Source organism: Providencia sp. PROV024 (assembly GCF_032709665.1).
Lineage (GTDB): Bacteria > Pseudomonadota > Gammaproteobacteria > Enterobacterales > Enterobacteriaceae > Providencia > Providencia huashanensis.
On record NZ_CP120545.1, the window covers coordinates 18,657 to 34,676 of the forward strand.

Here is a 16,020-nt window from a genome sequence, read left to right on the forward strand (position 1 = left end):
ATTGTCTTAGTTAAGGGAATTTGCTGCACCATGTCAGATATTCAGGATACGGATCGCGAACAAGAAATACTCGATAGCGCTGTCGCAGAAGGGGGGGCGTATGAAATATTGCGTAAGCGCCTAACCGAGCAAGGTCAGCAACTTCATCAAAAAGCTTCGTTACTGAATGAAAAACGGCTAGAAGAATTTGGCCAAAGCCAAATGGATATTATTGGCCGCATTCGTATTCGTACTGAAAATAATTGCCAAGCAAGGGACATTGTTCGTGTTGGTGAATGGCTTTTATTTGGTTATAACGTTTTCCTCGGGCTTAAAAAAGAAACTCACCTTGAAGATGTTTTTTCATTATATCGACTCGTCGAAGGTGAGGATGAATTTGATGTTGAAGCCGTCCCTTACGAAGAAACCTTTTTAAGCGATAATCGCTTTGTTCAAGATTTTACTGAACTGTACACTTACTATAAAAACACCCAACTCCTTCAGCTTGTTGAAAGGGATGGGAAACTTCTCGCCAGTTTCCAAATTGGTGACCGCATCACTGATGTCCGTGTTTTCCGTTGGTCTATATCAAGTGATAAGCGCCGTATCGAATATATAGATAATCGAGGTGAGCGGGACATAGCTCTTCCTCCCGCGTATGACTTTGAATGGCATAAAACCACACGCGAAAACACGGTTAATGGTCGTTACCCTCATCTAAATATTCTTGATACTGTATTTATTGAAACTATCGGTGGCGACTTAACAATTAAGTGTGAAAATAATACTGAAGATGGTTTAGGGATTTATCGGGAAGCTGTTCTGGATAAAAACCAGTCTCTTGATGATGCACAAATTGAATACGCTCAAACAGGCAGCTTAATTATATTAAAGGTTCTGCCTTACCGAGAAGAAAGCTGGCGTTATCTGGTTTACAACACATTATCCCAATCAGTACAACGCATCGATGCCATTGGGCAAGCTTGTGTTCAGCTACCTGAAGATCACGGCATTATTTTCCCTGGTGGCTACTATTTACAAAATGGCGATTACAAAACCTTTGATCAGCCCATGGAGGGAATGCGTTTTCGTCGTTTACGTCGTTCTCCAAATGGTGAAGATGTCTTATATGTTTTCTATTCCCCAAACCAAGGTCGCCTTGCCCTATTTAACTATAATTTAATCGAACGTACATTATCCGTTCCGCTTATTGGGCATGGTTACGCCATGTTTGAAGATGGCAAAATGGTACTGTTTGAAGGTGAAGGGGAGGAAGCCACCCGAGTGCATCCTATGCAGGTTTGGCAAACACCTTTTTACTCAGAAGAGTTTGCAGATCAGCAACCAACACGGAGTGGTTTTTTTGGGCGTATAGGAAATGCTGATTTAGTAAGGGGTATTTCAGAAATTTTGCATGTTGCAAAAGAGATAGAAGGTAACCAAGTTTCTATTGCGCGCTATGAACAACTTAGCCAACAACCCAAAAATTTATTAGATCTCTATTATTGGCTCAGTGATGACCAGTGCCTAAGTATTGGTAAATTACTGAAAGAGATTACTCAGACTAGTGAATTAGTTCTTGATGAGTATGAAAAAGTTGAGAGTATTAGGCAACAATCCGCCAAATCAATGAATGAGGCGGTCAGTCGTCAAAAATCACTACTTTCTTTGACACTGCCTGATGGTTGGACTGATATTCAACAGTTTGTTGATGGCTTAAATTCTCTCAATGCACATCGAGGGCATTTAATTTCATTACGTGAATTTCGCTATATGGATTTAGAACAACTCAGCGAAATGGAAAATGAAATAATTGAAGCTCAGCAATCTGTTTCACAAGCAACCGCAGCGTTCCTTGCAAGCGATAAAGCATTACTACCTTTTAAATCACAGCTTGCTATTTTTGAAGAACAAATAGAAAAATCACAAAACAGTGCTCAGTTAGACGTCCCCATGAATGACATGGAAAAAATGTCTGCTGATTTAGATATGTTATCCAATTTAATGGCATCATTGTCTTTTAACGATGTCACTCAACAAACAAGTATTATTGATGCTATCTCACAAATATATGCACAATTAAACCAGTCTCGTGCTCGCTTACAACAAAAACGAAAATCTCAAAGTAGCGTGGAAACTGTCGCGCAATTTGGGGCTCAATTTCGCTTGTTTAGCCAAGGGATCACCAATGCACTTTCCCTTGCCTCTGACCCTGAAAGTTGTGATGATCAGCTATCAAGATTACTGGTTCAATTAGAAGAACTGGAAAGCCAGTTTAGTAGCCATGATGAATTTCTCGATGATATTCTTGCTAAACGTGAAGAATTACTCGAAACCTTTGAGTCCCATAAACAAGTTCTAATTGACGACCGCCAACGTCGTGCTCAAAACTTATTAACCGCAGCAGATCGCCTACTCGATAGCTTGCAACGTAGAACCGTCCGTTTACAATCTCAAGATGAACTTAACGCTTTCTTCGCATCTGATCCCCTCGCATTAAAAACTCGCGAAATTATTGAAAAACTAAGGGAAATTAACGATAACGTTAAGGCAGATGATATCGATGCTCGTTTAAAAGCCTCTCGCGACCAAGCTATCCGCGTCCTAAGGGATAAAACAGATATTTTTGAAGATGGCGGCAATATCATTAAATTGGGTCGTCACCGTTTTAGTGTGAATACCCAAGAACTAGACCTAACGATTTTACCTAAGAATGATCAACTGTGGGTTTATCTAACAGGGACTGATTTCCAAGAACCTATTGAGAATGCAGAGTTATCACAGTTACGACCTTATTGGAGTGCATCACTAGAATCTGAGTCTGATACCGTTTATCGTTCAGAATACCTTGCTTATTCTATTATTTATGCGGCAACCAAGCGCCAAGACGGGCTGGATTTTAGTCTTCTAAAAAGTGCGTTAACTTCCCCAGAAAAACTTGAGAAAATTGTCCGTGATTTTGCTAGCCCACGTTACAAAGAAGGCTATGAAAAAGGTATTCATGACCATGATGCCGTTGCACTACTGAAAAAATTACTGCCAATCGGTGAAAATGCAGACCTTCTACGTTATAACCCAACAGCCCGTGCCATTGCTGCAATCTATTGGGAACAAGTACAAAACGAAGATTACCCTGCTCAATGGCCGGAACGCGCAAGAACGGCAATGAATATTCACCAATTATTCCATAATGATAATGCCCTACTTGACCTACAAGCCGAAATTGAAGCTGGTATCAGCTTATTTTTACAAGATAACCCAATTCAATGCCAAGGGTATGTACAGACTCAGGCTGCTGAATATCTAAGTTTTGCCTTAGCGAGAACACCCATAGAATTGGTTTATAGTAAATATGCTAGGGAATTAGTGCTCGCATTACAAAGCCGATTGGAAGACGCGCATATGTGGCTCGATTTCAATCGTTCACAACAAAACCTAGGTACTCGCTATGCTCAACGCTGGTCATTAATTCAAAACTGGCTACAAGGGCTATGTTCTGTACCTGAATTTTCTCATCTAGAACCTTATATACCAGGTGCAATCGCGATTATCATATTAGATAAAGTCGCCTCTGCCCGTTATAGTGAAGCTGACCTTTACTTTAAAGTTAGCGGTTTGCTAGGTGAGCATCCAACGATTGAAAACCAGACTTTATCCTTAAGTTTAGATAATTACTTTGGTCGTATGCGTGGGCAAAGGAAACGTTTTATTCCTGAATTTCGCCAGTATCAAGCATTACGACAACGCATTATTGCCACAGAACGTAGTCGCTTAAAACTTCATGAGTTCAAAGCCAAACCACTGAGTTCATTTGTTCGTAATAAATTGATAAATGATGTTTATTTGCCAATTATTGGTGACAATATGGCGAAACAAATAGGGGCTCTTGGGGAAGGGAAACGCACCGACCTAATGGGGCTACTATTAATGATATCCCCACCAGGTTATGGTAAAACTACCTTAATGGAATACGCGGCAGATCGCTTAGGGTTAATTTTTATGAAAGTTAATGGCCCTGCTCTTGGGCATGATGTGCTTTCTCTTGACCCCGAACAAGCACCTAATGCCACGGCAAGGCAAGAGCTTGAAAAGCTGAATTTAGCCCTCGAAATGGGGAATAATGTGATGCTATATGTCGATGATATACAACATACACACCCTGAGTTTTTACAGAAATTTATTTCCTTATGTGATGGAACAAGGCGCATTGAAGGGGTTTGGAAAGGAAAAACTAAAACTTATGATATGCGAGGCAAAAAATTCTGTGTCGTCATGGCCGGTAACCCTTATACCGAGTCAGGAGAAGTGTTCCGTATTCCAGATATGCTAGCAAACCGTGCTGATATCTATAACCTCGGGGAAGTATTAGGTGGGATGGATGATGCTTTTGCATTGAGTTATATCGAAAATAGCCTCACATCTAACCCTGTATTAGCCCCTCTAGCGTTACGGGACCTTAATGACCTCTACTTATTTGTCGACAAAGCTATGGGGAAATCAATCTCAACTAACTCACTCAGCTACCCATATTCTGATGCTGAAATAAATGAAATTACTTCAGTAATCAAAAAAATGATTAAGTTACGAGATATTGTATTGAAGGTGAACCAACAGTATATCGCAAGTGCAGCCCAATCAGATAAATACCGTACAGAGCCGGCTTTCCGCCTACAAGGTAGCTATCGAAACATGAATAAATTGAGTGAAAAGGTTTCTTCAGTTATGAATGACGATGAGCTAGAAAGGTTACTTGATGACCACTACCTTGGGGAAGCTCAACTTTTAACCACTGGTGCAGAAGAAAACTTACTTAAACTGGCTGAAATACGTGGCACTCTTTCTCAGAAAGATGCTAAACGCTGGCAGCAAATTAAGAAAGACTTCATGCGTAATAAAGCACTTGGTGGCGATAATGCCGATATTGGTGATCGGGTCGTGGGCCAGCTAGCTTCATTAGTAGAAAGCGTCCAAGCCCTTGGTAACCCCTGATGAACTTTTTGCAAGGTTACCCGCGTATTAGGCTATTAATTTTTCTGGTAGCAATTTTTATTATTGTTCAGTTAATTAATAGTCTAACAGCGGGTGGGTTAACCCCCTTTGGGGTTGTCCCTCGAACCATGACCGGGTTACTAGGCATTTTTTTTGCCCCCTTTATCCACGGTAGTTGGGGGCATCTATTCAGCAATTTACCGCCATTTATCATTTTAAGTGCCTTGCTACTTCATCGCACAGTTAAAGCTTATCTACTGGCATCATTGTTTATTATCAGTGTTGGTGGTTTAGCTGTTTGGTTACTAGGCCGTAATGCTATCCATATCGGTGCTAGTGGCTGGGTTTTTGGTCTATGGGGCTTACTCATTGCCCAAGGCTTTTTACGGCGAAAATGGGTTGATATTGCCATTGCATTATTCGTGTTATTTTATTTTGGTACGATGGCTAGCGGCTTGCTCCCCATTAACCTGTATATTTCTACTGAATCCCATATTGCTGGTGCCCTAGCTGGTATTACCTACGCATGGTTGGCTAATCGTTACGACAAAAAAACGCGTTTATCTTCGCTCAAATAACCCCACCATTTGACTCATTTTTTATCTTTTTTCCCATTTTACGTATCCCTTTTTGTGAGCTTGATTCACATATTAATAATTAACTTAAAATTAACCAATAATTAACAATGTAATAATGCTAGTCTCAAAAAACAATAACGACAATGGAGACACAACCGATGAAAAAAAAAGTCATACCTATCGCAATGGTTTTCGGGTTAACCACCTTGTCATTCACCTCACTTGCCGCACACACTACACAAGTGAAAATTGAACGAGACAGCTATGGTGTTCCTCATATTTATGCCGATGATACTTATAGCCTTTTTTATGGGTATGGTTATGCTGTCGCACAAGACAGGCTGTTCCAAATGGAAATGGCGAAACGCAGCACACAGGGCACGGTTTCAGAAGTGTTAGGTAAAGATTACATCGCTTTTGACAAAGATATTAGAACTAACTATTGGCCAGATTCTATTCATCAACAAATAACTCATTTACCGACAGAACAGAAAGATATTCTAAAAGGTTATGCTGATGGAATGAATGCATGGATAAAACAAGTTAATGAAAAACCAAATGAATTAATGCCTAAGCAGTTTATCGATTATGGTTTTTTACCTTCACAATGGGATAGCTTTGATGTTGCCATGATCATGGTTGGTACAATGGCAAATCGTTTTTCTGATATGAACAGTGAAATTGATAACCTTGCATTACTTACTGCACTGAAAGATAAGTATGGTGAACAAATGGGAGTAAAAGTCTTTAACCAAATTAATTGGCTTAATAACCCCAATGCACCAACAACCATCTCACCGCAAGAATTTACCTATTCAGATTCAAAAAATAACAAAATAACAACACAATTGAATCAAATTAATGATTACCGTTTAACGGCTCCCATGTTTGATCGACCCGCTAAAAATAACTCAGGTAAACTTATTGCTCTTTCCCCTAAACAAAACAATGCGTTAATTTCCCAACAGTACGAACAAGGTGGAGCTAATGGGATTGCGGGCTACCCCACCACCAGCAATATTTGGTTAGTGGGGAAAAATAAAGCTTCTGGCGCAAACGCTATTTTACTCAACGGCCCTCAGTTCGGTTGGTTTAACCCCGCATATACCTATGGTATTGGTTTGCATGGTGCAGGGTTTAACATTGTTGGAAATACTCCTTTTGCCTACCCAGCTATTTTATTCGGTCATAATGGCCATATTTCTTGGGGGTCAACGGCAGGGTTTGGCGATGGTGTTGATATCTTTGCTGAAGAAGTTTCACCTGAAAACCCCAATAATTATTTACATCAAGGCCAATGGAAAAAAATGCTAACACGCCAAGAAACAATCAACGTAAAAGGCGAAAAACCGGTTACCTTTGCTGTTTACCGTACAGTTCATGGCAATATTATTAAGCGCGACGACTCTACTCACACCGCTTACAGTAAATCTCGCGCGTGGGATGGGAAAGAAGTATCATCATTAATGGCATGGGTTAAACAAGGGCAAGCACAAAATTGGCAGCAATGGCTAAACCAAGCAAAGGACCAAGCCCTCACAATTAACTGGTACTACGCCGATAAAGACGGAAACATCGGCTATGTTCACACCGGTCATTACCCAGATCGCCAAGCTAACCATGATCCGCGTTTACCTGTTCCAGGAACAGGTGATTGGGATTGGAAAGGTATGCAACCCTTCGAAAACAACCCTAAAGTGTATAACCCTAAATCAGGTTATATCGCTAACTGGAATAATTCCCCCGCAAAAAATTACCCTGCGAGCGACCTTTTTGCTTTTCTCTGGGGCAGTGCGGATAGAGTGACAGAGATAGATAACCTCATAGATTCTTATGATAAATTAACATCAGATGATATGTGGAATATTTTACAACAGACTAGCCGTGTTGACCTCAACCGGCGTTTATTTATGCCTTATTTAAGCCAAGCTACTGAAGCCTTACCAGCTAGTGATAACGCAGCCAAATTAGTCTCAATACTCAAACAATGGGATGGTATAAACCAATTATCCAGTGATGGTAAACACTATATTCACCCAGGTTCAGCCATCCTTGATATTTGGTTAAAAGAAATGCTCAAAGCTACATTAGGCCAAACGATCCCAGCCCCATTTGATAAATGGTATCTTGCAAGTGGCTATGAAACCACACAAGAAGGGCCTACAGGGTCATTAAATATTAGCACGGGTGCCAAGTTACTTTATGAATCACTACTGGGTAATGACTCCGCTATTCCTCAAACAGTGGATATTTTTTCAGGTCAATCCAAGAATACTATCATCCGAAAAGCACTGGATACCACCTACCAAAAAATGAAAGATAAATACGGCGACGACCCTGCAAACTGGCAAACCAATGCTACTGCATTAACTTTCCGTGAAAATAATTTCTTTGGGGTTCCACAGGCTCTAGCAAAAGAAAATTTCCATCAAAATGAATACCATAATAGAGGTACAGAAAATGACCTTGTGGTATTTACTGAAAATGGTGTTCAAGCGTGGGATGTTGTTGCTCCTGGTCAAAGTGGTTTTATTTCGCCCCAAGGCAAACGCTCACCCCATTACCAAGACCAGCTTTCACTGTACAACCAGTTCGGTAAAAAACCATTATGGTTAGATAAACAAGAACTGGCGCCACATATAGAATCAACGGAAACACTCACTGTTTATCAATAAGCTTATTTTGATAACTAAATACCAAGACTTCTTGGTATTTAGTTTTTAACTGTGACTCGATATACACAACGTGCCGCACCATTTAGCAAGTATTGCTCACGCACAACACTCCCCTCGTCACCGACTACCTCGCTAAATAAAGTTAATTCCGAACGGCAAAAGTTTTGGCAAACCGTCGCGGCAGCACAAATTGGGCAATGATTTTCAATAAATAACCAACTGTCATTATCTTGCTCAACTTTCGCCATATAGCCTTCCTCGCTCCGGACTTCTGCTAATGCTGCTAAACGTTCCGGCAATGCCAAACCTTTACAACGTGCAAAATATTTATCTCGGCTTTCCTCTTCTCTTTGGCTTATCAGGCGCTCTAAACCCTCATCACCAAAAATAGTACGAACAGAATCAATTAATTGCAGAGCTAATTGCGCATGGGTATCAGGAAAACGCTGGTGCCCTAATTCAGTGAGAACCCAATTTTGCCGAGGCCTTCCCGCTCCGGTTTGTGACATACACTGAGCACCTTCCACTAACCCTAAAGTAACTAACTTTTGAAGGTGTTGCCGTGCAGCCTCCCCCGTCAGATTTAAATCTTTAGCGATTACTGCTGTAGATATTGGCCCTTTCGTTTTAATACAAAAAAGGACTTTATCTACGGCTTGAGTGAGATTTAAATTATCAAAGTAATTACTTGCTTTAATCATTATACGACTCTATTATCCAATACATTACTTGGATAATACCTCTTTTCTGACTATTCCGTCTAGCGGGTCTCTCTATGAGCAATAAAACACCAACAACAGCACAGGGTAAATGGGCTGATTTACTCAGTGGTTCCAATGCATTACTCACAATAGCGCTCACTGGAGGCGTTGCCTTACACGCTATTAATATTTATATCGTAACAACCATATTACCCAGTGTGGTTAACGATATTGGTGGTCTTGAATATTATGCATGGAATACCACGTTGTTTGTGGCAACTTCAATTGTCGGTTCAGCGCTTTCCAGCAAAATTTTAGATAGCTTTGGGCCTAAATTTGCCTATTTAATAGCATTAATATTATTTTCCCTTGGGTCTATCTGGTGTGCGGCTTCCCCATCTATGTTGATATTACTTGGAGGGAGAGCGCTACAAGGGCTTGGTGGGGGGATTTTATTCGCACTAAGTTATGCTTTGATCCGAATTGTTTTCACAGAAAATTTATGGTCACGGGCGATGGGCGTCGTTTCTGGTATGTGGGGAATAGCGACCTTATGTGGCCCAGCCATTGGTGGTATTTTTGCAGAGGGTGGTCATTGGCGCTGGGCATTTTGGGCCCTACTCCCTGTAGCCGTTTTTTTATCCTTAATTGTCATCGGACAACTACCAAAAAGGCAAAACCAGCCACCTCAAACGGCTAAAATTCCTTTCTTAGCAATATCATTACTTGTTATCTCAGTTCTTGCTATTTCAATTGGTAGCTTATCGGAAAAATTACTAGTAAACCTGATTGGCTTATTCATTGGCCTCGCCACACTTATTATTATTGTGTTGTTAGATGGGAAAAACGGAAAACGTTTATTACCAACCGGCTCCTATTCGTTAAAAAATCAGCTTGGTGTGATTTTTTTAACTATGTGCTTACTTGTTGGTGGCATGACAACAGAAATTTATGTACCTTATTTTCTTCAAACCATTCATCACTTTTCACCATTATATGCAGGGTACTTAACTGCGATCATGGCTGCTGGCTGGACAATAGGGGCACTATTTAGTGCAAATAAAACAGGTAAGGTAGTCATTCAGATTATAAGAGTCGGGCCGGTCATCATATTTATATCTCTGATTGTTCTAACAGTATTGACGCATAACCAGAAACTGACCGAATCTTTACCTTTATTTATTATTTACTTAATTGCTATGGCAGGCGTTGGGCTAGGTATTGGCATTTGTTGGCCTCACCTCGTTCTACGTGTATTTAATAATGCGCCAAAAGGGGAAGAAAACCTTGCATCTTCTTCAATAATTACTATTCAGCTATATGCCACGGCCTTATCAGCAGCTCTTGTTGGTGTCGTTGTTAACAATAGTGGGCTAATCAGCCCCGGCGGAATGTTGGGGGCACAACAGGCATCTATCTGGCTATTTGCGTTATTTTCCCTTAGCCCGTTGATGGCTATCATCATGATCCGTAAAGTGAAATAATTAAATCCAACTAAAATGGGAGCAACCTAGCTCCCATTTTTAATTAATCAATTCAGTGTTTTTTAGTACGCATAAAGTACGGTAGAGCCAATATGCTAACAAGCAAGACAACAATCGTCGCTATCATGACCACTAAAAAGGCATGATCAAAAGCAATATTAGCCTGATTAATTAATCTGTTAGCACTGTCTAATGGTAGCTTTTCAGAAACCAGCAACGCTTCATCAATGCTATCATAGACCTTATTACTGACCGCTAAATCATCTGGAAGGGATAGCTTTAACGTATAAACAGCACTCATCAACCCCCCCATAAAAGTCACGCCAAGTACACTACCAATTTCATAAGCAACCTCTTCAAGAGAAGCTGCCATACCTGCTTTTTCTTCGGATGCACTTAACATTACCGTTGTAGAAGCCGTAGTAAAAATAGCCCCTAGCCCAAAGCCAATCAAAAATAAGAATGAAAGTAATAATAAACCTGTTGATGTTTTAAATACCCACGCTAAACCAACAACACCAATTAAGGTACATGTAAACCCTAAAACAGCTAATTTTGTTTCACCTAACTTATGCAAATACACCCCTGCTAAAGGGGCTGAGATCAACGAGGCAATAGGAATAGGCATGATATAAAGCGCCGCGTCAAATGGCGTATAACCTAGTACCAACTGTAACCGCTGACTAAGCAGCAGTTCGACCCCAACAATAACCACAAGGGATATAATTGCCATCAAGATACCAGCACTAAATTTAGGATTTCTCAATAAGGCAAAATCAATCATTGGCGATTCCGATGTGATTTGCCGATGCCTAAAGACCGCCAAAAAGACCACACCAATAACCCCAGAAGCCATTACAGCAGTCCAATCTGTATAAGCTTTACCTATTTCTTTTAATGTATAAATAGAACTGATAAGCCCGATCAAAACTAAAATAGCCCCCAGTACATCGATTTTTTTGTTGTTATTTCCACCGCATTTAGGAACCAAACAATAAGCAAATGGTAAAACTAATAACACAACAGGAACATTAATTAAAAAAACAGAACCCCACCAAAAATGGTTAAGTAAGATACCGCCAATTAAAGGGCCAATAGCGGCACCACCTGATGCCACAGCAGACCAAATACCGATTGCGAGCGCCCTTTCTTTTGGGTTCAAAAAAACATTCCTAACAATCGCTAATGTCGCTGGCATACTTACAGCAGCACCAACCGCGAGGAAGCCTCGAGATAAAATTAAACTCATCGCCGTTGGCGAAAAAGCCGCACATAATGACGCTATGCCAAATAATGGTAGCCCCAATAAAAACATCTGCTTATGACCCACTTTATCGCTTAACATTCCCGCAGCAGGCAATAAACCTGCAACCACTAATGGGTAAGCATTCATAATCCATAGTTTTTCAGATGCGGTCGCACCTAAATCATGAGTCAACTTGGGCAGTGCGGTATAAAGCACAGTAACATCAATAACTATAAGAAATAACACACTTGATACTAACAGAAGTACTATCCAGCGTTTATAATCGGCTAACATAAAATTCTCTCAATGAGTTTAGTTGATCACGCTTTATTGATGATCGTGCTATAATATAAATCCATACGTATGTATTGAAAAGAGGTTTTTCTAAATGGGACGTCAACGAACGATTGATCGCGATAAGGTGCTGGATACCGCTGAAGAAATCGTCATTACACAAGGGGCCGCAGCCCTGACTATTGATGCTGTTGCAAAAGCAATGGGGATCTCTAAAGGTGGAGTTCAGTACTGCTTTGGCAATAAAGAGGCCCTTATCGATGCGATGTTTGAACGTTGGGGCCGATCCTATGATGAAGTATTCAACCGAGTTATTGAGCAAGATAATAGCCCAGAAAGGAAAATTTTAGCCCATCTACAAGCAACCCATGAGCACGATAAAGTCTCAATGGCCAAAGGTGCGGCCTTAATGGCGTCATTATTACAAACGCCGGAATACCTTAAAAGTACACGTATTTGGTATCGTGAACGTATTGAAAACCTGAATACATCCACAGAAAAAGGCAAACAGGCAAGAATTATTTTTCTAGCAACTGAAGGCGCTTTTATGCTGCGCTATATGGGATTAATGGAAATCGATGATAATGAATGGCAATCTATATTTAGTGATATGATTAACTTATTGAAAAACGACTCATAACATCCTTTTTTAAAATAAATAATCTCTTAATTTTAATATCATTATACAACATATTTAAATGGAGATTATTATGAGACCAATTATTATCAATGTTGATTATAAACATAACCCAAATAAAATATATAACATTTCCAACAAGGTCACACTAAAAAACAAGATAGTAAATATAGCAAACAAAAACATAGAACTAAATTATAAAAAAGAAATTATATCAAACAAAATAAAAAGCGATAAAAAAAACATAGAAAGTATAGATAATATAGATTTATTTTCTGAAATAATTAGGGAGAAAAATGTAATTTACACTCAATCACAAAATAAAATACTACCCTCACAATATATTAATTTAATTAAAAACCACCGAAAAACATTCATTCCAACAGGGAATAATGATCATACTATAGTCCTATGTTCCGGCGATCTCATCGGAAAAGGGGTATATGGAGCCGCCTATAGGATAGGTAACTTTGTTATCAAAATACCCAATGATGACAATATACAGAAAAGTAATAAAAACACCGAGTACTCTCGCTGTTCAAATGTATTAAATGAAATAAATAGGGATAATGATTTTTCTCGAGGAATCACATTAAAAAATGGTAAACAAGTACTAATTACCAAATATGTCGATGGTAAGTCTATAACTGGAAAAAATGCATTTGACTTTGTAAAAGAGAAAGGGCGTATTTTATTTGATTATGGTTCTGAAGGAAATGTTAAAATAGATAATAATGGAAAAAAATATGTTATTGATGTCGACTTTGTAGCACAAGCTACTGGGTTAAAAAAATATCCCTCATTAGGAACCCTAACAATACATGAAATTTATAAGGATATATTTACTATAAACCCACTTAAAACGAATAATGAAAAGCCTTTTTATTATTCTGAAATAGAAGATCTTTTACCAAAATTGAAAGGAAAGTGAAATAACATCCTTACTAACGATACTATTCCACAACACAGGGTCATTTTTCTTACAAGGAAAATGACCCTGATGCAGGAAAATGAGTGACTAAACCAACGGTATAAAGCTGTTCTATAATTAACAGATCAAAATTATAATTCGGTGTTAATTTTTCATACCTCCGATTATCAAGGCTATCTAAATACATTAGGTTTTCATCAGCACAACACCGTATAAGTGCAAGTAAAAAAACACTATTTTCAAAAGAAAGATCATTGATACTTAACGCATTTTCTTTTTTTATAAAGAAAAGGTTATCAATATATTCAACTTTTTCTTGCCTTTCTTTTTCATTTTCTATACGAATACAATCAACACAAATATGTTCAAGATTGCTTAAATTTGAAAAAAAAGGCTCATTACGGTTAAATAATGAGCCCTGTGGGCGGACAAAATAGTTGGGAACTGGGAGGGGTGGAAATGGAGTTTTTAAGGATTATTTAGGGAAGAGTGACAAAATAGATGGGAACTGGGTGTAGCGTCGTAAGCTAATACGAAAATTAAAAATGACAAAATAGTTTGGAACTAGATTTCACTTATCTGGTTAACTAATCTAGCTAACCTGCCGCTCAGCTTAGTACGATCCTATATCCAACTGATCATAATCCTTTCATCAGTATCCCAAATTAAATCCCCCTCCTAGACTGCCTCACCAACACTTTACAGTGATCCCGTATTTCCGGACAGGTGATTGATTTTTTTCGCTTGTACAGGTGTTAAGCCACAGTTATCTTGATGTGGACATTATGCATTGTAATAGCCCATTAACATGCGCTAAGAGCATAAATTAATATACAGTAACAAGCATTACGAGGTGCTAATGTTTGGAAAGCAGCCTCTTCCAACTACAATAATAAGTTAACTATCCTCCACCCACAAATAATTACAAATGACCCCTTTCCGCTATAACTCCGATCTCACCAGCGGCTCGCTACAAACCCGAGAGTGTCGCATTATTACTGGCTTGTTACTCCAAGAGCTTGATGAAGCTGCCTGGGATAAAGCCATGTATAAGGAAAATGTGCTTCAGAAACGCACGCAATCTACGGTAAGACGTATTTCTTCAGCGCTTAGAAAACGCCTAGAACACCTAAGCTCTGACTTTTGGGCTTTTGCGTTTTTATGTTAGGCATTGTCTGGCAACTGGAGGAAGTGTAATGACCATGAATGGTCACTGTGATTGACAGTATCTTGCTTAAACTTATCTGAACAATGGTAGAACTGGCTCATATTTATCCCCTCTATGATTGTTTATCTTTTTCACCATAAAAAGTATCAGGGGCTACTCAGGGCTACATAAAGATATTTATCTACTTTTACTGATTGATAAGTAGCATCAGTCCATCCGCAGGACTGGTGGTGCCGGCAAAATGCTGACCCAACACATGCGTATAGATTTGCGTGGTCTTAACATCGTTATGCCCTAAGAGTTCTTGCACAGTGCGAATATCACGCCCCGCTTGTAATAGATGCGTAGCAAACGAGTGACGAAATGTATGACAAGTGACACGCTTGCTAACGATGCCTGCTTTTTGTACGGCTGCCTTCAATGCCTTTCGCGCAACGGAGTCATGCAGATGATGGCGGCATAATTTGCCGTTATACGGGTGGTTGCAGAGCGTGCTGGAGGGAAAGACAAACATCCACGCCGCTTGTCGATAAGCAGAAGGGTATTTGTGATCTAAAGCAAAAGGCAGCGATGGCCCTACGCCTTGTAAGTTGTCGTCTTGCTGAATAAGCCGCGCTTGCTCAATGAGTTATTTTATTGCTGGGATTAGGCGCGTGGGCAGTAGGCTGTTTCTGCTTTTCCCACCCTTACCGTCATGCACAGTGATGCAGCCATTATCAAAATCAAAATCTTTAACCCGCAAACGCAAGCATTCATTAATGCGCAAACCTGCACCATACAGCAGCGTAAAAATAACTTGGTTGCGAGTATCCATAACCTGCAAAATGCGTTGCACTTCATTTGCAGAGATAACAGAGGGTAGCCGTCTAGGCTTGCTTGCAGGGATATAATCAATATCGCCCAACGGCTGTTGTAAAAACCTGTTGTACAAAAAAGCTAGGGCATTTAAAGCGATTTTCTGCGTGTTTATGGCTACATGTCTGCTGTTTGCTAAGCTGGATAAAAACAGCCTGACCTCTTCACTGCCCATGGTCTGAGGATGACGTTTTTTGTGAAACAGAATAAAACGCTTAATCCAGTGCAGGTAAGTTTTTTCAGTTTTCAGCGCATAACCTTTTTGTCGCATATCCGTGCGTATAGAATTTAAAAATGGACTGTTAGACATAAAACGCTCCTTGTCTTGCAACTGTCTGCCTATACAGCCTATTCTAGCTGGGATTTAAAAAAGTGCCTGTTTTTTACGCCTAGAGATGCTTGTTTACCGGTAGAGTTTTAATTTAATGCTAAATAAATTAAAATGTTATGAGTTCTTTGGGTGAGATAATGTGCATCGTGCAA

At 39.6% G+C, this 16,020-nt stretch carries 9 protein-coding genes and 1 pseudogene; 7 read left to right on the top strand and 3 right to left on the bottom strand.

Annotated features, from left to right (window positions below; all coding sequences use genetic code 11):
• Positions 1 to 30: 30 nt before the first annotated feature.
• From P3L56_RS00075 to P3L56_RS00085, 3 genes are all read left to right on the top strand, one after another.
• Positions 31 to 4,968, top strand: a complete 4,938-nt coding sequence (locus P3L56_RS00075; RefSeq protein ID WP_210831740.1) for a DNA repair ATPase — start codon at positions 31 to 33, stop codon at positions 4,966 to 4,968.
• Positions 4,968 to 5,546, top strand: a complete 579-nt coding sequence (locus P3L56_RS00080) for a rhomboid family intramembrane serine protease (RefSeq protein ID WP_198861039.1) — start codon at positions 4,968 to 4,970, stop codon at positions 5,544 to 5,546. Before P3L56_RS00075 ends, P3L56_RS00080 begins: the two co-directional genes overlap by 1 nt.
• 185 nt (positions 5,547 to 5,731) lie before the next feature.
• Positions 5,732 to 8,221: a penicillin G acylase gene (locus P3L56_RS00085; protein WP_233102520.1), complete on the top strand. Its 2,490-nt coding sequence runs from the start codon at positions 5,732 to 5,734 to the stop codon at positions 8,219 to 8,221.
• Positions 8,222 to 8,259: 38 nt separating this feature from the next.
• Here the strand turns inward: P3L56_RS00085 and P3L56_RS00090 are convergent, their stop codons facing one another.
• Entirely contained in the window at positions 8,260 to 8,922 is a 663-nt protein-coding gene (locus P3L56_RS00090) for a helix-turn-helix transcriptional regulator (protein WP_048605648.1), read from the bottom strand.
• 74 nt (positions 8,923 to 8,996) lie between these two features.
• Here P3L56_RS00090 and P3L56_RS00095 point away from each other — a divergent pair, with 74 nt between their 5' ends.
• On the top strand, positions 8,997 to 10,406 hold the full coding sequence (locus tag P3L56_RS00095) for an MFS transporter (RefSeq protein WP_198861041.1): 1,410 nt from the start codon (positions 8,997 to 8,999) through the stop codon (positions 10,404 to 10,406).
• A 52-nt stretch (positions 10,407 to 10,458) separates the two neighbouring features.
• Here P3L56_RS00095 and P3L56_RS00100 read toward each other — a convergent pair whose 3' ends face one another.
• On the bottom strand, positions 10,459 to 11,946 hold the full coding sequence (locus tag P3L56_RS00100; protein WP_042846794.1) for an MFS transporter: 1,488 nt from the start codon (positions 11,944 to 11,946) through the stop codon (positions 10,459 to 10,461).
• Positions 11,947 to 12,040: 94 nt separating this feature from the next.
• Between P3L56_RS00100 and P3L56_RS00105 the strand changes: the two genes are divergently transcribed.
• The 3 genes from P3L56_RS00105 (at position 12,041) to P3L56_RS00115 (ending at position 14,682) form a co-directional block, all read left to right on the top strand.
• Positions 12,041 to 12,586 (top strand): TetR/AcrR family transcriptional regulator, encoded by a 546-nt coding sequence (locus P3L56_RS00105; RefSeq protein WP_129467263.1) that lies wholly within the window; start codon positions 12,041 to 12,043, stop codon positions 12,584 to 12,586.
• A 70-nt stretch (positions 12,587 to 12,656) separates the two neighbouring features.
• Positions 12,657 to 13,514, top strand: coding sequence for a hypothetical protein (locus P3L56_RS00110; RefSeq protein WP_166685553.1), 858 nt, complete (start codon positions 12,657 to 12,659; stop codon positions 13,512 to 13,514).
• 928 nt (positions 13,515 to 14,442) lie between these two features.
• Positions 14,443 to 14,682 (top strand): BrxA family protein, encoded by a 240-nt coding sequence (locus tag P3L56_RS00115; RefSeq protein WP_001353740.1) that lies wholly within the window; start codon positions 14,443 to 14,445, stop codon positions 14,680 to 14,682.
• A 187-nt stretch (positions 14,683 to 14,869) separates the two neighbouring features.
• Here the strand turns inward: P3L56_RS00115 and intI2 are convergent.
• Positions 14,870 to 15,847 (bottom strand): annotated as a pseudogene (gene intI2, locus P3L56_RS00120) (class 2 integron integrase IntI2).
• Positions 15,848 to 16,020 lie beyond the last annotated feature (173 nt).